At 70.1% G+C, this 17,947-nt stretch carries 9 protein-coding genes; 7 read left to right on the forward strand and 2 right to left on the reverse strand.

Annotation, left to right across the window (positions count from 1 at the left end; translation table 11 throughout):
• Positions 1 to 103 precede the first annotated feature (103 nt).
• The 6 genes from K7C98_RS42790 (at position 104) to K7C98_RS42815 (ending at position 13,031) form a co-directional block, all read left to right on the forward strand.
• Complete coding sequence (locus K7C98_RS42790; protein WP_224197742.1) at positions 104 to 853, forward strand: hypothetical protein; 750 nt, start codon at positions 104 to 106, stop codon at positions 851 to 853.
• Positions 854 to 887: 34 nt separating this feature from the next.
• The gene (locus K7C98_RS42795) at positions 888 to 3,041 is read left to right on the forward strand and encodes a flotillin family protein (RefSeq protein WP_224197743.1); all 2,154 of its coding nucleotides are present in this window, start codon (positions 888 to 890) and stop codon (positions 3,039 to 3,041) included.
• 12 nt (positions 3,042 to 3,053) lie between these two features.
• Positions 3,054 to 8,462: a DNA repair ATPase gene (locus K7C98_RS42800; protein WP_224197744.1), complete on the forward strand. Its 5,409-nt coding sequence runs from the start codon at positions 3,054 to 3,056 to the stop codon at positions 8,460 to 8,462.
• Between the two features lie 196 nt (positions 8,463 to 8,658).
• Complete coding sequence (locus K7C98_RS42805; protein WP_224197745.1) at positions 8,659 to 9,456, forward strand: BPL-N domain-containing protein; 798 nt, start codon at positions 8,659 to 8,661, stop codon at positions 9,454 to 9,456.
• Between the two features lie 83 nt (positions 9,457 to 9,539).
• On the forward strand, positions 9,540 to 11,084 hold the full coding sequence (locus K7C98_RS45390; RefSeq protein ID WP_224197746.1) for a HAMP domain-containing protein: 1,545 nt from the start codon (positions 9,540 to 9,542) through the stop codon (positions 11,082 to 11,084).
• Positions 11,085 to 11,282: 198 nt separating this feature from the next.
• Entirely contained in the window at positions 11,283 to 13,031 is a 1,749-nt protein-coding gene (locus tag K7C98_RS42815; RefSeq protein WP_224197747.1) for a DUF11 domain-containing protein, read from the forward strand.
• 93 nt (positions 13,032 to 13,124) lie between these two features.
• Here K7C98_RS42815 and htpG read toward each other — a convergent pair whose 3' ends face one another.
• A complete protein-coding gene (gene htpG / locus K7C98_RS42820; RefSeq protein ID WP_224197748.1) occupies positions 13,125 to 15,017 on the reverse strand; it encodes a molecular chaperone HtpG in 1,893 nt (630 codons plus the stop codon).
• Between the two features lie 260 nt (positions 15,018 to 15,277).
• Positions 15,278 to 16,186 carry a hypothetical protein gene (locus K7C98_RS42825; RefSeq protein WP_224197749.1) on the reverse strand — a complete coding sequence of 303 codons (909 nt, stop codon included), beginning with the start codon at positions 16,184 to 16,186 and terminating at the stop codon, positions 15,278 to 15,280.
• Between the two features lie 406 nt (positions 16,187 to 16,592).
• On the opposite strand from K7C98_RS42825, the gene K7C98_RS42830 reads away from it, so the two are divergent.
• The gene (locus tag K7C98_RS42830) at positions 16,593 to 17,870 is read left to right on the forward strand and encodes a PQQ-binding-like beta-propeller repeat protein (protein WP_224197750.1); all 1,278 of its coding nucleotides are present in this window, start codon (positions 16,593 to 16,595) and stop codon (positions 17,868 to 17,870) included.
• Positions 17,871 to 17,947 lie beyond the last annotated feature (77 nt).

A 17,947-nucleotide genomic window follows, 5' to 3' on the forward strand; every position in this document is an offset into this window, starting at 1 on the left:
ATGGACAGATAACGGCTCGCGTCGGGCGGATCCGAACCCGGGCGAGCGGCTTGGCAGAGCCACGGGCCGTGTGGCACCATTCACACCCGCCGTCCGCGGGCCCATGGACGAGTTCATCGCCGCGATCGTCAGCTTCCCCACCGTGGTGTTCACGGTCGCCCTGTTCGTCGTGGTCGGCTACTGGCTGCTGGCGCTGCTCGGCGGGGTGGGCAGCGACCTGCTCGACGGCGCGGCCGGCAAGATCGACGGCGCGGTCGATGCAATGGCCGGCAAGGTCGACGGCGCGGTCGATGCAATGGCCGGCAAGGTCGACGGGGCCGTCGACGGCGCGACGGGCAAGCTCGAGGCCGTCGGCGGCAAGATCGAGGGCGTGGCGGGCGGCTTCAGCCTGCTGGCCGCGCTCGGCTTCGGCAAGGCGCCGGCGACGGTCGTCATCAGCATGCTGACCCTGTTCGCGTGGGCGCTGTCGACGTTCGCCACGCTCATGCTGCACGACTACGGGATCGCCTCGGCGGCGGTGCACATCGGCATCGGCTTCGGCGCGGTGCTGCTGGCGGGCATGCTCTCGGGGCTGATCGCCGGCGCGCTCGGCAAGGCGTTCAAGCGCCACCGGCCGATCGGTCACGGCGAGCTGGTCGGCAAGCTGGCGACGGTCACGACCGGCCGCGTCGACGAGCGCTTCGGCCAGGCCAACCTGCAGGAGGACGGCGCCGACCTGATCATCGACGTCCGCTGCGCCACGCCCAACGTGCTCGTCAGGCACACGCGCGTGGTCCTGGTGAGCTACGACGCCGAGGCTCATTACTACATGGTCGAGCCGTTCGAGACGAAGGACAGCATCGCCCGCCCGTGACGCGGCGGCGCGCATAGAGAGGGACGCTATTCGCATGAATCCGACTCTGATCCTGATCGCAATCGTGGCCGGCGCGATCCTGCTGCTGGGTCTCATCATCGCGTTCGTCGTCACGCGATTCCTCCGCCAGGTCGACCAGGGCAAGGCGATCATCATCAACACGTGGGGCAAGGGCGCGCAGGTCGCGTTCTCCGGCGTCGTCGTCTATCCGATCATCAACCGCGCCGAGATGATGGACATCTCGGTCAAGACGATCGACATCGACCGCCGCGGCAAGGAGGGCCTCATCTGCGCCGACAACATCCGCGCCGACATCAAGGTCACGTTCTTCGTCCGCGTCAACAAGACCCCGGAGGACGTGCTCAAGGTGGCGCAGTCGATCGGCTGCGCCCGCGCGTCCGACCAGTCGACCCTCGACGAGCTGTTCTCGGCCAAGTTCTCCGAGGCGCTCAAGACCGTCGGCAAGCGGCTGATGTTCGAAGAGCTCTACACCAAGCGCGAGCAGTTCAAGGACGAGCTGATCGGGGTCATCGGCCGCGACCTCAACGGCTACATCCTCGACGACGCGGCCATCGACTTCCTCGAGCAGACGCCGATGGCGTCGCTCGACCCGAACAACATCCTCGACGCCCAGGGCATCCGCAAGATCACCGAGATCACGGCGGGCCAGAACGTCCGCACCAACGAGCTGCGGCAGAAGGAGCGCATGGACGTCGGCTCGCAGAACCTCGCCTCCGACGAGGCGGTGTTCCGCTACGAGCAGCAGCGCGCCGACGCCGAGGCGAAGAAGCACAAGGAGATCGCGATGTCGCAGGCCCGCGAGCAGAACGAGGCCATGCGGGTCGCCAGCGAGGAGCACAAGAAGACGATGCTGGTCCAGCAGGCCAACGAGGCCGAGATCGGCAAGGCCGAGCAGGACAAGTTCCGCGCGGTGATGATCGCCGAGAAGGCCAAGGAGCGCGAGGTCCAGGTCGAGACGGAGCGGGTCGAGAAGGCCCGCGCGACCGAGGCGATCGCGCGCGAGCGGGCGGTCGAGCTGCTGCGCATCGAGAAGGAGAAGGCGCTGGAGATCGAGCGCAAGGCCATCGCCGACGTGGTGCGCGAGCGCGTGTCGGTCGAGAAGGGCGTGGCCGAGGAGGAGGAGCGGACCAAGGACGTGCGCGCGCTGGCCGAGGCCAACCGCGTCAAGGAGTCGCGCGTCATCAAGGCCGAGGGCGAGGCCCAGGAGCGCCTGGTCAAGGACGTGAAGAACGCCCAGGCCGTCGAGGAGGTCGCCAAGCACGAGGCCAAGAAGCAGCTCATCCTCGCCGAGGCGGCGCTCGAGTCGGCCGACAAGCAGGCGAAGGCGAAGATCCGCGAGGCGGAGGGCATCCAGGCCCAGGAGGCGGCGCAGGGCCTGGCCAACGTGCGCGTCAAGGAGGCCGACGCGGTCGCCACCGAGAAGCTCGGGATGGCCAAGGTCCGCGTGCAGGAGGCCGAGGCCGGCGCGATCGAGAAGCGCGGCATGGCCGAGAACACGGTCACGCGCGAGCGCTTCGCGGTCGAGGCCAGCGGCGAGGAGCAGAAGGGCCTGGCGCAGGTCAAGGTCAAGGAGGCCGACGCGGCCGCGGTCGAGAAGCAGGGCTCGGCCCAGGCGGTCGCGCAGGAGCGCCAGGGCGTGGCCCAGGCGACGGCGATCCGCGAGAAGCTGCTGGCCGAGGCGGCCGGCCTGGCGGAGAAGGGCAAGGCGATGCAGAACTTCGCCGGCGAGCCGCGCGCGCACGAGGAGTTCCGCCTCCAGCTCGAGCGCGACCGCGACGTCCAGCTGGCCCAGATCGCCGCCCAGAAGACCATCGCCGAGGCCCAGGCCAAGGTGCTGGCGACCGCGCTCGAGCACGCGAAGATCAACATCGTCGGCGGCGACGGCCAGTTCTTCGACAAGTTCGTGCGCGCGGTCGGCACGGCGCAGTCGATCGACGGCACCATCGACCACAGCGACACGCTGAAGAAGCTGCTCGGCGACTACCTCGACGGCAAGAAGAGCCTGCCCGAGGACCTCAAGCAGGTGCTCTCGGGCGTGTCGGCCGACGACCTGCAGAAGTTGACGCTGTCGGCGTTCCTCGCCGACCTGCTGCGCAACGCCGACGGGGCGACGAGGAAGAAGATCCACGCGCTGGCGGAGAAGGCCAAGGAGCTCGGGATCCAGTAAGCCGGAGCCGCCATGGCAGAGGCGAAGGACAAGCCGCAGGACGGCGGCGAGGCGCTCGAGAGCGGCGGCTACGAGGTCATTCGCGCGCGACTGATCGCGCAGGGTAAGGCCCTGGTCGAAAAGACATCCGCGCTCAACGAGCGGCGCAAGCAGGCGTTCGGCGGCAGCGAGCTGCAGGTGGTCGCCAACGAGCGCGTGCGCACCGAGCACGCCTGCGTCCCGGCCGACATCGTCCAGTCGGGCGGGCAGCTGCTGCTCGGCTACAACGTGTTCTTCGGCATGAAGAAGGAGGTCGCGGTCGAGGACGTGTTCTCGATCCAGACCTTCGATCCCTCCGCGCCGGAGGGCCAGGCGATGCAGCCGGCGACGTACGACAAGGTGCCGGGGCTCCTCGACGGCGAGCAGTTCGTCAAGGACTTCACGGACATCTACAAGTACTACAAGGACACGCGCCTGCAGCGGCTGAAGGCGACGGACACCAAGCTGTTCGCGATCTTCCAGATCGGCGCGGCGCTCACCGACGTCAAGGTGCTGCACTGGAACGTGCTGCCGCGCGGCGGGGTCCGCTACGTCGACACGCGCGGCGATCGCGAGCTGCCGAAGCCGGCCTCGCACGACTTCGAGTGGACGGCGACGACGCGCGAGGACCAGGTCTCGGGCCCGCACCCGCACGTGTCGATCAAGGACCTGGTGTTCGTCGAGACCGTCGGCGGCGACCTGACGATCAAGGTCGAGAACAACACCAAGGACGGGCTCGGCATCTACCGCGAGCCGGTGGAGGACGGCAACCAGGCGCTCGACGACGCCAAGTTCTTCTACGCGATCGTCGGCCCGCTGGTGCTGCTGAAGATCCAGCCGTACCGCGAGCAGAAGTGGCGCTACTTCATCTACAACACCCGGCTCAAGGCAGTCGCGCGCGTCGACGCGATCGGCCAGAGCTGCATGCAGCTGCCCGAGGGCCACGGGGTGGTGTTCCCCGGCGGCTACTACCTGACGACGGGCGACACGAAGCAGTTCGGCGGCGAGATCGGGGCCTTCGAGTTCGAGCGCCGGATCGACGCGCCCAACGGCGAAGACGTGCTCTACGTGTTCTACCGCCAGGATCAGGGCCGCTACGTGCTGTTCCCGTACAACCTGATCCGCAAGGAGATGGCCAACCCGATCCAGTGCAACGGGTACAGCCTGTTCCGCGACGGCAAGCTGGTGGTGTTCCGCGCCCAGAGCGAGGAGCAGGCCCAGCTGCACCCGATGCAGGTGTGGCAGACGCCGTTCGTGACGGCGGAGTTCGCGGCCGCGGCCCCGACCGACGGCTCGTACCTGGCCAAGGTCGGCAACGCCGAACTGGTGCGCGGGATCAGCGAGGCGTTCAGCGTCGCGCGCCTGATCGACAACAGCGACCCGCGGCGCGAGACCTACGAGGACCTGATCGCGCAGGCGCAGCGGCTGGTCGACAACTACTACTGGCTCGGGCACGCCGAGGTCGGCGACCTCGCCAGCGACGTCAAGACGATCCGCCAGACCGGCGAGCTCATCATCGACGAGTTCGAGAAGGTCGTGGCGATCCGCAAGCGCGCCCGCGAGGCGCTGCAGGAGGCGCAGACCAAGCAGACCGCGCTGGTCAAGACGCTGCGGCCCGGCGACTGGAAGAGCGTCGAGCAGTACATGCAGGCGCTCACGGCCCTGCGCAACCAGCGAGGCGCGGTCATCACCCTCCGCGAGGTGCGGTCGATCGACCTGGCCGCGCTCGACGTGCTCGAGAAGCAGGTCGTCGAGGAGTTCGACCGCATCAGCAAGGCCTGCGTCGATTTCCTGGTCAAGGGCGAGGCGCTGATCCCCGTCGGCAAGCGGCTCGACGAGGTGCTGGCGCAGCTCGAGAAGGTCGACAACGCGGCGCAGCTACAGCCGATCGAGCAGGATATCGCCGCCATCGGCGACGGCCTCAACGTGCTCGCCGAGGTGGTGAGCGGGCTGCAGGTCGGCGACGCGGTGGCGCGGACGAAGATCCTCGAGGACATCTCGACGGTGTTCGCCCACCAGGGCCGGGTGCGGGCGACGTTCCAGAGCGTCCGCAAGCAGCTGCTGACGAGCGAGGGCAAGGCCGAGTTCGCGGCCCAGTTCAAGCTGTTCGCCCAGACGGTGTCGTCGGGGCTGGCGCTGTGCGACACGCCGGAGAAGTGCGACGAGCAGCTGGCCAAGCTGCTCGTGCAGCTCGAGGAGCTGGCCGGCCGCTTCTCCGAGTTCGACGAGTTCCTCGGCGAGATCGCCGACAAGCGCGAGGAGGTCCACGACGCGTTCCAGGCCCGCAAGCAGACGCTGCTCGACGAGCGGCAGGCGCGGGTGCAGAACCTGATCGGGGCCGCCGACCGGATCCTCGAGGGCGTCGGCCGCCGCGCGCAGACGTTCAAGACCGCCGACGAGCTCAACGCCTACTTCGCGGCCGACGCGATGGTGCTCAAGGCCAAGGAGCTGGTCGACCGCCTGATGGCGCTCGGCGCCTCGGTCAAGGGCGACGAGATCGCTACCAAGATCACGGCCGCGCGCCAGGACGCGCTGCGAGCCCTGAGAGACCGCCTCGAGCTGTTCGAGGGCGGAGAGGGCGCGCAGGTCGTCAAGTTCGGGACGTTCCGCTTCACCGTCAACACGCAGGTGCTCGACCTGACGCTGGTGGCGCGCGACGGCGCGATGGCGATCCACCTCGGCGGCACCGACTTCTACGAGACGGTGGAGGACCCGGAGTTCGCCAAGACGAAGGACTTCTGGGCCCAGCAGCTGGTGTCGGAGACCGAGCAGGTGTACCGGGGCGAGTACCTGGCGGCCTCGGTGCTGTTCGCGGCGGAGCGCGGCGAGCACGGGCTGACGGTCGACAAGCTGCACGCGGCCGGGCGCGAGGCCGGCGGGCTGGTCGACGTGGTCCGCAAGTTCGCGGCCGAGCGCTACGACGAGGGCTACGAGCGCGGCCTGCACGACGCCGACGCGGCGCTGATCCTCGACAAGCTGCTGGCGATGTACGCGACGGCGGGCCTGCTGCGGGTGTCGCCGGGGCCGCGCGCGCTGGCCTGCCTGTTCTGGGCGTGGTTCGATCGCAACGAGCTCAAGGCGGTGTGGCACCGCCGGGCCCAGAGCGCCGGCCGGTTGCGCGCGGCGTTCGGCCACGGCGCCGCCCTGGAGGCGCTGGCCGGCGACCTGGCGCGGGCGATCGCCGAGTGGGTGCAGCAGACAGGGCTGTCCTTCGGGTCAGGTGATTGTCACGCGGCCGGGGCCTACCTCGCCGAGGAGCTGGTCGACGAGCGGCCGCGGTTCGTCACCAGCGCCGCGGCGCAGACGCTGTGGCAGGAGCTGCTGGGGGCCCTCGAGGCGGGCGGCCGCCGGCGCGCGCTCGACGACGACCTGCGCGCGCTCGAGGGCCGGCTGCGCGAGCGCTTCGAGCTGGTGAAGGCGTGGCTAGAGGCGTTCACGGCGGCGCTGCCGGAGCAGGCCAAGGGGGCGACGGCGCTGGTCGAGGCGGCCGCGCTGGCGCTCACCGACCGCAAGCTCGACCGCGAGGTCCAGACCGCGATCGAGAGCACGCAGGTCACCGGTCTCTTGGGACAGCACCCGCGGGTCCGCGAGCGCACGCTCGAGCTGCGGCTCGACGAGTTCCTCGGCCGCCTCGGCGAGTTCGCGCGCGTGCGCGTGCCGGGCTTCCGCGAGTTCCGCCGGCTGCGCCAGCAGCTCATCGACCGCGAGCGCAAGCGGCTGCGGCTCGACGAGTTCATGCCGAAGGTGCTGACCTCGTTCGTGCGCAACAAGCTGGTCAGCGAGGTCTACCTGCCGCTGGTCGGGGCCAACATGGCCAAGCAGCTGGGGGCGGCCGGCGATCAGAAGCGCACCGATCGCATGGGCATGCTGCTGCTCATCTCGCCGCCGGGCTACGGCAAGACGACGCTGATGGAGTACGTCGCCAACCGGCTCGGCCTGGTGTTCATGAAGGTCAACGGGCCGGCGCTCGGCCACGAGGTGGTGTCGATCGACCCGGCCGAGGCGCCCAACGCGACGGCGGCGCAGGAGGTCGAGAAGGTCAACCTGGCGCTCGAGATGGGCAACAACGTGATGCTCTACCTCGACGACATCCAGCACACCAACCCCGAGTTCCTGCAGAAGTTCATCTCGCTGTGCGACGCGCAGCGCCGCATCGAGGGCGTGTGGCGCGGCCGCTCGCGCACGTACGACCTGCGCGGCAAGAAGTTCTGCGTGGTGATGGCGGGCAACCCGTACACGGAGTCGGGCGCGGCGTTCAAGATCCCCGACATGCTGGCCAACCGCGCCGACACCTACAACCTCGGCGACATCCTCGGCGGCAACCTCGAGGCGTTCTCGCTCAGCTACATCGAGAATACGCTGACGTCGAACCGCACGCTGGCGCCGCTGGCCACCCGCGAGCAGGCCGACGTGTACCGCTTCATCAAGATGGCGCGCGGCGAGGAGGTCGCGACCACCGACTTCTCCTACGGCTACTCCGGCGCCGAGGTGCAGGAGGTCGTCGGCGTCATCAAGCACCTGTTCCGCGTGCAGGAGGTGCTGCTGCGCGTGAACCAGGAGTACATCGCGTCGGCGGCGATGGACGACAAGTTCCGCACCGAGCCGGCGTTCAAGCTGCAGGGCAGCTACCGCAACATGAACAAGCTGGCCGAGAAGGTCGCCGCGGCGATGACGGCCGACGAGGTCGACCGCCTGGTCGACGACCACTACGCCGGCGAGGCGCAGACGCTGACGGTGGCGGCCGAGCAGAACCTGCTCAAGCTGGCGGAGATGCGCGGGCGCCTGCACGGCGAGCGAGCCGAGCGCTGGGCGACGATCAAGCGCGAGTTCCAGCGCGTGCGCAGCCTCGGCGGCGCAGCCGACGATCCGGCCGTGCGCGTGGCCGGGCAGCTGTCGGTGCTCGCCGAGCGCGTCGAGCAGGTCAAGGACTCGCTGCTGGTGGTGGCCGAGCGCGAGGCGGCGAACGGCAAGGAGCTGCAGCAGGCGCAGATGGCCCAGCAGGCCCGCCTGGTCGAGCTGATGGCGCAGGCGCAGGCGCAGGCGCAGGTGCAGCAGAAGCCGCCGGAGCCGGAGAAGAAGCTCAGCACGCTGCCGCTGCCGAGCGCGCCGCCGCCGTCGATCGGCGGGCTCGACTGGGCGCGGCCGATCGTGGCGCGGATTGCCACGGCGCTCGAGAGCCTCAATCAGGCGACGCTCAAGGTCGACGTCCACAACGAGCCCCCGCCCGGCGTGCAAGAGCTGCTGGCCCAGCAGGTAGCGATCGTCGAACGCACGCTGGTGCCGCTGGTCCGCGCGGCCACGGGCAACCTGCAGGACGTCCGCGGGCTGCAGGATCGCGTCGATCAGATGCTCGGGATGCTGCAAGAGATCGACGAGATCCTGAAGGGCAAGTTCCTCCGCTGAGCGGCGCGGCGCTGTTCGACGCGCTCGAGAAGGCGCAGGTCGCTGCGAGCGACGCGTCGGAGTCGAGCGCGCGCGAGCTCGCGGTGGCGGTCCGCCGCGCCCGGCGACGCGACGAGCTGCACGCAGGCGCACGGCCTCGCAGGTGTCTCCAGGCCGGAGAGCGGCGCGCGACGGCGAGTTGTGGCACGCTCGGGAGGTGCTGCGGCGACGCGAATTCCTCGGGACGGCGATCGGGGCGACGATCGGGGCGATGTTGCCGGCGCGGGCGCGTGCGGGCGCGAAGCCGGTGCGCGTGGCGCTGTACAAGGCCGGGGGGGTCCACCCGGCCGCCTTCGCGGCGGCCAGGCAGCTGCTCGAGGGGCGCCAGGGCTTCCGCCTGCGCGTGACTGTCCCCGAGGACATCCGCAGCGGGTCGCTCGACGACGAGGACGTGGCGGTGTTCATGGGCGGCAGCGGGACGGCGCAGGGCCGCAACCTCGGCGACGTCGGCAAGCAACGGGTGAAGGACTTCGTGGCCCGCGGCGGCGGCTATGTCGGGGTGTGCGCCGGGGCGTACATGGCGCTGCAGGGCGAGGACCAGTTTCACAAGCTGCGGATCGTGGCCGGCCGCAACCTGACCGGCGACTTCTGGCAGCGCGGGATCGCCGGGCTCGAGGTCTCGGCGGCGGGGCGCGAGCCGTTCAAGCTGTTCTACGCCAACGGGCCGATCTTCACGCCGGTGGCCGTCGAGGGGCTCGCGCCGTACGTGCCGCTGGCGGCGTTCGTCGGCGAGATCTACAGCATGTCCAAGGGGACAGGCCCGGGCGAGATGCCGGGCACGCCGGCGATCACGGCGTCGCAGTTCGGCAAGGGCAAGGTGCTGCTGTTCTCGCCCAACCCGATCCTCGGCGGGCGCGGGGTGGTCCAGGAAGCGCTGATGCTGAGCGGGCTGCGCTGGGTGGCGAAGACCGCAGATGTCCCCCAGGACATCCGCTTCGCCGACGTGTTCGGCTGAGCGCAGCTCGGCCGCGGCGCGAGCGCCGGCCCGCGAACGTGAACTTGCGTGGGGTGGGGGCCGAAGTCTACGCTCGAAAGGCCGTGCAGCTCGCCACGCTCGAGAGCCAGGTCCAGCGCGTCGCGTATTCGATCGGCAGCCGGGTGGCGCGCCTGCACGAGGCCCTGCATCACCTGGCGACGCTGACGGCGGCGCTGTTCGAGGCGACGCCGCGCGACGAGGTGGCGATCGCGGACTGGCTCGAGCGCGAGGGGTTCGCCGTCGATCCGGCCGGCGGGTTCTTCGAGCGCGCGCCTCACCTCGCGCGCCTGCGGGCCTGCGCGGCCGCGGGGACGCGGCCCGACCCGTCGACCGACCCGATGAGCTTCCTGTGGCCGCCGAGCCGGCGCGAAGATCCGGTGACGCGGGCGCACATGCACGCGCTGCGCGACGCGGGCCCGGGCCTGCGAGCGCTGCACGAGCGCTTCCCCGACGTGGTGTGGATCTACTACCAGGACGACACCAACGCGGCGGTGATCGCCCCGGCGCTCGACGGGGTGACGGCGATCCCGCCGGAGTTCGACTGGCACGGCTATCACAGCTTCGCGGTCGCGGAGCCGGGGCACAACCCGGAGGGCACGCTCCGCTGGTCGCCGCCGAACATCGACTACGGCGGGCGCGGGCTGATCCTCTGCGCGTCGATCCCGGTTCGTCATGGCGACGCGTTCGTCGGGGTGTGGAGCATGGATGTCCCTCTGGACAGCTTGCTCGGCGACGCCCTGCGCGCCTCGTCGGCCGGCGAGTCGTTCATCGTCGACTACGACGGCGCCCTCGTCGCCCACCCGGCGATCCCGGCGGTGATCGCCCAGGAGGCGGGCAGCGTGTTCCGCGAGCGGCTGTCGGCGCTCGGCGGCGGGTTCGCCGGGCTCGACCTCGGCCCGCTGATCGCGGCAGGCGAGGGGCGAATCGAGCTGGTCGACAGGACAGGTGAGCCGGTGATGCTGCTGGTCCGCGCCGTGCCCGAGATCCGCTGGCTGTTGATGACGGCGATCCCGACGGCGCAGCTCACCGCCGCCCGCACGCGCGCGATCCAGGACGCGCTCCGGCGGGTCGGCGAGGGCGACCTGTCGATCCGTCTGGCGGGCGACGACGAGGACGAGCTCGGGCTGCTCGCCCGCAGCTACAACGAGATGGCGGGCCGCCTCGAGGCGGCCGTGTCGGCCCGCGCGGCCGCCGAGGCGGCGCTGCACGAGCAGCTCGAGCACGTCCACCGCCAGCGCGCCGAGATCGAAGCGCTGTCGTCGCCGGTGATCGAGGTGGGGGAAGGGGCCCTGGTGGTGCCGCTGATCGGAGCGCTGCAGCCGGAGCGAATGGGGACGGCGATCGAGCGGGTGCTGTGCGAGGTGACGCGGGTGCGCGCGCGGGTGATCGTCCTCGACCTGACAGGGGCGCAAGACGTCGACGCCGCCGCGCTCGCGGGCATCACCGGGCTGGTCCGTGCGGTCGGCCTGCTGGGCGCTCGCTGCGTGCTCTCGGGGCTGTCGCCCGCCGCGGCGAGCGTCCTCGCCGACACCGGGACGAGCGAACGCATCGAGTGCTACGCGACGCTCAAGGCGGCGCTCGCGGCCAGGCGAGCTCGAGCCCGTTGATGGATGTCCTGAAGGACAGGTTGATTCGACGTCGCGCGCCGGGCACCGGTGGCGGAGTTGGAACGGGTCCGAGGCGCGATGTCCAAGCCGCAGGAGACTTGCATGAATTGTTCACGCCTCATGGTCGCAGTGACGCTCGCTCTCGCACCGCTCCCCGCGAGCGCCGCCGATTTCGCCGCCGGCTCGCTGGTGATTCCGATGGACACCGATTACCAGGACCTGGGCATGCTGCGCGCATACGGCCTCGTGTACGAGCTGCTGCGTCAGGGTGTGCCGGTGCACTGGGCGATCAAGGTGGGCAAGGGCTTCGGTGACGACGACTTCGTCGCCTCGGCGACCGATGTGGCCAGCGGGGCGGTGATCGACGCGCACGGCTATCGCGGCGGGCCGTGGGTGATCGACGCGGCCGACGCCGTGGACGCGCTGCCGATCGTCGAGGCGTGGCAGCAGGACAACCCCGACGTGGCGGTGCACGAGGCGAGCGAGGGCTTCACCGCCGACGTGGCGCAGACGCTGGTGATCGCGCCGACGATCGCGATGATGGCCGACGGCAACCAGAAGATCGCGCGCAAGTACATGATGGCCGCGGGGATCCCCGACTCGGTCGGCGACTACGGCTGGCCCGACTCGAGCCCCGACATGCTCGATCCGGCCGAGCTGTCGGGCCCGACCGAGGACAACCTGCGCGACGGGGCGCTGTTCGACGCCGACGGCGATCCGGTCTATTGCCAGTTCATGTCGATGCACTGGGGCGTGAACGACGCCAAGGCGAACCCGCAGGTGGTGGCGGAGATGCGCGAGTTCCTGACCCACCCGACGCACCTGTTCGCGGAGTGTCAGGCGGTCAACGCGTTCGAGAACCTGGCCGCGCACGGGCACTTCCTGACGCCCAACGGGTTCCTCATTGGCGCCCAGCCGAACATGTACGACTACCACCAGACGGACACGCCGTTCGGTCAGCTCGACGGGCCGTTCAAGTCGGTCGGCGGCAGCGAGCCGGCCTACAGCCTGCCGCAGGGCGACAGCTACAAGGGCAGCGACATCGTGATGATCACCGAGGCGGGCACGCCGATCGGGGTCAACGACGTGTGGATGACGGGGTTCGTCGACGGCATCTGTCCCGGGCTCGAGGAAGGGCCGGGGCTGTCGGCGGCGTGCCTGACGGCGGGCAAGGTCAGCTACCTCGGCGGCCACGAGTACGACGTCAAGCTGCCCATCTCCGCGAACCCGACGACGCAGGGGACGCGGCTGTTCCTCAACTCGCTGTTCGAGGCGCCGTGCGCGACGGCGGAGGGCCTGCCGCAGATCTCGGTGACGAAGGCGGCGCCGGCGACCACGGATGTCCCCGAGGTCACGTTCGACATCACGTACGTCAACATGGGCGTGATGCCGGCGCTCGACGCGGTGCTGACCGACACGCTGCCCGCGGGCGTGACGTTCGTGTCGGCGACCGACGACGGCAGCCACGTCGACGGGGTGGTGACGTGGAACCTCGGCAACCTCGGCGAGGGCGAGGGCAAGACGGTCAGCGTGACGGTCGAGCTCGGCGCGCCGGGCGTGTACGAGAACAGCGCCCGCGTGCAGTTCCGCGCCGGCGTCAATGCGCTCGTCGCCGACTCGAACGCGACGATGACGGCCTACGGGGTCGATCCGACGACCGACGGCGGCACCGGCGGCGAGACGACCACCTCCGGCTCGGGCGACAGCGCGAGCGAGTCCGGGGCGGTGACGACGACGGCCGTGCCGACCACGGGCGGAGGGCTGACGGGCGCGCCGACGACGTCGACCAGCGCCGGCGGCAGCGAGGGCAGCGATACGGCCGGCGAGACCGGCGGGGAGACCGGCGGCGAGGGCTGCGGCTGCCGCAACGACATGTCCGGAGGGGCAGGTCCGCTCGCGCTGCTCGGGCTGACCGCGCTGGCGCGGCGGCGCCGGCGAGCAGCGTAATCATCTGTCCGGAGAGACAGGTCTGGCCTCCGAGAGAGCGCGAAGCGCCCCGCGACGAGGATCGCGGGGCGCTGCGGAGACCCGGGCCGGGGCTCAGATCTTGATCGTGCCGCTGAGCACGGAGTTGAAGCGCTTGAGCAGGCCGGCGGGGTCGGGGACCTGGCCCTCGGCGAGCGCGGCCTGGTCGTAGAGGAGCTCGACGTAGGTGCCGAGGCGGTCGTCGCCCGGGGCCTCGCGCGCGAGCTTGTCGACGGCCTGGACGAACGGGTGCTCGGGGTTGAGCTCGAGGATCCGCTGGCGCGCCGGCACGTCCTGGCGCGCCATCTTGAGGATCCGCTCCATGTTGCGCGACAGGCCGCCGCTGTCGTCGACGAGGCAGGAGGCGCTCTCGCGCAGGCGCTTGGATACGCGCACGTCCTTGACCTTGTCGGTCAGCAGCTCCTTCGACTTGTCGACGGCCGCGGCGATCGCCCCGGCGTCGTGCTTGTGCGCGTCGTCCTCGGGGATGTCGAGGTCGCCCTGGGTGACGCTGACGAGCTTCTTGCCCTTGTACTCGGACAGGTCCTGCACGACCCACTCGTCGATCGGGTCGGCCATGTAGAGGACCTGGTAGCCGCGCGCGCGGCAGGCCTCGAGGTGCGGGCTGCGGGCTACCGCGGCCAGCGACTCGCCGGTGATGTAGTAGATGGCGGGCTGCCCCTCGGGCATCGACTCGACGTACTGCGCGAGCGAGACCAGCTTGTCGTCCGCGGAGGTGCGGTAGCGCAGCAGCTCGACCAACTCGTCGTGGTGCGTGCTGTCGGTGTGGATGCCTTCCTTGAGGACGGCGCCGTAGTTGTCCCAGATCTTCTCGTAGGTCTCGGGCTTGTCCTTGGCGATGCCCTCGAGCAGCTTGAGCACCTTGCGCGTCAGCTGGCGGCGGATCTGAGTGAGGGCGCTGTGCTCCTGCAGCATCTCGCGCGAGACGTTGAGCGGCAGGTCCTCGGAGTCGACGACGCCGCGGACGAAGCGGAGGTAGCCGGGCAGCAGCTTGTCGCAGCTCTCCATGACGACGACGCGGCGGGCGTACAGCTGCAGCGCCTTGCGGTCCTCCTGGAACAGGTCGGCCGGCGGCTTGCCCGGGATGTAGAGCAGGGCGACGAACTGGATCGGCGCGTCGGCGTGGAGGTGCAGGTGGCCGAGCGGCTCGTCGCCGGGCAGCACGAAGCCGCCCATGACGTGCTTGTAGAACTCGGTGTAGTCGGCGTCGGTGAGCTCGCGGGTCGGCCGCATCCAGAACGCGGTGGCGTCGTTGATCTGCTTGCCGTCGACCTCGGTGTTGCCCTTGTCGTCGACGACCTTCAGCAGGATCGGGTGGACGACGTAGTTGCTGTAGCGCTTGATGATGCCCTCGATCTTCCAGCGGTCGAGGAACTCCTTGGCGTCGGGCTTGAGGTGCAGCTCGATGGTGGTGCCGCGGGTGCTCCGCTGGCCCGGCCCGACGGTGAAGGTGCCGTCGCCGGTGCTGCTCCAATGGACAGGTTCGGCGCCCTCGCCGGCGCTGAAGCTGGTCACGTCGATGCGGTCGGCGACCATGAAGGCGCTGTAGAAGCCGACGCCGAACTGGCCGATGAGGTTGAGGTCGGGCTTCTGCCCGCTCTCCTGCTGGGCGCGGGCCTGCTCCAAGAACTTGAGGGTGCCCGAGTGGGCGATCGTGCCGAGGTTGAGCGCGATCTCGTCGCGGGTCATGCCCACGCCGGTGTCCTCGATGGTGAGGACGCCGCGCCCGTGATCGGCGCTGACCTTGATCTGCGCCTTCTCGTGGCGGTCGCGCAGGTTGGTGTCGGTGAGGCCCTGGAAGCGCGCCTTGTCGAGCGCGTCGGAGGCGTTCGAGACGAGCTCGCGGAGGAAGATCTCGCGGTTGGTGTACAGCGAGTTGGTGACGAGGCGGAGCAGCGCGCTGACTTCGGCCTTGAACTCGTGCTTCTCTTCGCGGCTAGTGGTCACGGGGACACCTTCGGCAAAACGATTCGGCGGTGGGTTCCGCGGGCCCCCGGCAGCCAGCGAACGCGAGTACACAGACGCCCCCGGGACGGCTCGGGCGTGAAGGTAAACCGCTCACCCCGTCCGTCAAGTGGCGCGGGCGAGGTTCGCGGCGGGCCTCGACGCGCGATCGCTGGCCGCGCGGCCGACCCAATACGACGCTGCGCGAGCGCACCAGGCGGTGCGTCGCGCTCTCGTTGCTCGTGATGGTGCGTCGCTCGCGATCAGCCGAGCAGGCTGCTCAGCTTGGGCGCGGCGATGTTGGCGAGGCGGCGGTGCCACAGCTGCGCGCCCACGAATTCATCGGCGCGCGTGATGTGATCGGTGAGCCGCGCGGTGACCTTGAAGCCGAGCTCGCTGTAGACCTGATTGCTCAGGGTCCAGTCGGCGGCGCACAGCGCGAACACGCTGGCGGTTTCTTGCTTGTGCAGCTCGTCGAGCAGCGCCTTCACGCAGTACTCGAGCACCGGCAGCTCGATGTCCTTCACCGGCGGCGTGAGCATGTCGACCTTGGCGTGGCCGAACGAGCTGTCGGTCTCGGCGCCGACCCAGTACTCCTTCTTGCCGGTCTTGGCGTGGATCGCCAGGTCGGGGTTGAACACGCCGCGGCGGAACGGGGCGTAGAGCGCGTCCTGGCCGACGCCGCGGACGATGTCCTGCAAGAGGACGGGGTCGCGGATGAAGTCGACGGTCAGGCCGCGCGGCTTGGGCACGGACTTGAGGTCCTTGTCCTTGCCCTCCTTGCCCGGCACGGCCAGCGGCGCGCCCATCTTCGGCGCTCCGCCCTGAATCGGCTCACCGTCCTCGGTGTAGACGCGACTCATGATATAGGCGTCGGCGGTGCGGAAATAACCGGGGATCGCACCCTCGCGCGAGAAGCCGACGCTGCGCCAGCTCTTCGAGTCTTGCTTCTCCACCACCGTGAAGACCTTGCGCAGGCCCTCGGCGCGCGCGATCCGGTCGAAGAAGTCGCGCTTCTGCTGGTAGTTGCCGACGCGGTAGTCGAACACGCGGAGGTTGTGGTGCCGGCGGTTCAGCAGGAAACAGAAGTCGATGTCGCCCTTGCGGTAGTAGATCTCTTCGACCGGCTCGTCGGTCCCGGAAGAGATCTGGGCGGCTGGCTGGCTGGACATGCGTGCTCCTCAGGCGCAAAGAAGGCCCGGAGGGCCAGAAATCCGAGCCGATCCCGGTAAGCGACAGAACGTCGTTCGGGGGCTGCTCAGAGGGTGAATCAAGGGGAACACCGGGGCGAGGCGCGGGTGGCGCACAGAGGGCGCACCCGCAAGAGAAGAGGGGGGACCCGGGGCTACCGGGCGACGCCCGGGCCAGCGCGGGAACTCGCGCCGGGGAGCGTTTTTTCCCGCGAATATCGGGATACAGGTACCACCCCAAAATGTTGATGTCAAAGCCGAGCCGAAGGTAGATTGCCGCAAAGGCAAGAGTTTTCGCTCACTTGGTCGCGCCCGGCAAAGGACTCCTGGAGTGTCGCGCAGAGGTCGAAGTAACGATGTTCTAGGGCTTGCGCTGACCGTCGTCGGGGTGCTGGGCCCGGCCGGCTGTCAGTGGACCGAGCCGACCGAGGCACCCGCCAGCCAGGAGACGGGTTGCGTCAAGGACACCGACTGCAAAGGCGACCGGATCTGCGAGGCCGGCGTCTGCGTGGCCCCCAGACCGGCCGAGCCCGCTGTATCTGCAACGTCGCGCGCGCCGGTCAGCGCGAGCGGCCGGTGGGCGCGCGGGGGCCCGGGCCATGCGGGCCCGACGTCGGCGAAGGGCCCGACGCAGGAGCCGCAGGAGCTGTGGGACCGCGATCTCGGCGCGGTGGTGTTCGCCTCGCCGGCGCTCGCCACGATCGGCGGTGAGGCCGCCGCGCTGGTCGGCACCCACGCCGGTCGCTTCGTCGGCGTGGCGATCGGTGGCCCGCGCGCCGGCGAGATCGTGCTCGACGTGACGGTCGGCGGGATGGTCTGGGCCACGGCCGCGGTCGCCGGCTCGCGCGCCTACGTCGGCGCCGACGACGACACGCTGTACGCGATCGACCTCGAGAAGCAGGCGATCGCCTGGACGTTGAAGCTCGGCAACTGCGACGGTGCGCGCGTGCCCGGCCCCGAAGGGGCGCGCTGCGACGCCGACGGCGGGCCGACCATCGCGCCCGACGGCGACCTCATCCTCGGGGCCGACGGGGTGTACCGCATCAGTCCCGAAGGACAGATCCGCTGGCACTACCCGGCCGACGCGTCGATCCAGGCCAAGCACGTGTTCGCGGCCCCGCTCGTGGCCGGCGACGGCTCGATCTACGTCGGCGGACAGGACGGATTGTTCATGTCCCTCAGCGCAGACGGCGCGCTGCAGTGGACGTACTCGATCCGCGCCGACGTCGACGGCGGCCCGGCGCTGGGAGAAAACGGGGCGATCTACGTCGGCGCCGACGACGGTCGCGTGCACGCGCTGCGCACCGACGGCAGCCTGCGCTGGAGCTTCGTGGCCCAGAAAGACATCCGCTCGGCGATCGCGATCGGCGAGGGCGGAGCCGTGTACGCGACGTCGTTCGACGGTAACCTGTACGCGCTGTCACCGGGCGGCGACGTCAAGTGGGTGCTGCCGACCGGCGGCAAGATCCACGCGACGCCGGTCGTCGACGCCGCCGGCAACATCTTCTTCGGCAGCCAGGACGAGCGGCTCTACGCGGTGTCGCCGCGCGGCAAGGTGTTGTGGGCGCTCGAGCTCGGCGCCGACATCGACTCGTCGGTCGCCATCGCCGGCGACGGCACGCTGGTGGTCGGCTGCGACGACGGGCACCTGCGAGCCTTCCGCTGAGCACGAAGCGGCCGTCCGGCCTCGTGCGCGGCGCGTGCGTTTGCCGCGCGTCGTCGCGGGTTGCGCGGGGGGAATTG

Source organism: Nannocystis pusilla (genome assembly GCF_020073745.1).
In the GTDB taxonomy this organism is placed as follows: Bacteria; Myxococcota_A; Polyangia; order Nannocystales; family Nannocystaceae; genus Nannocystis; species Nannocystis radixulma.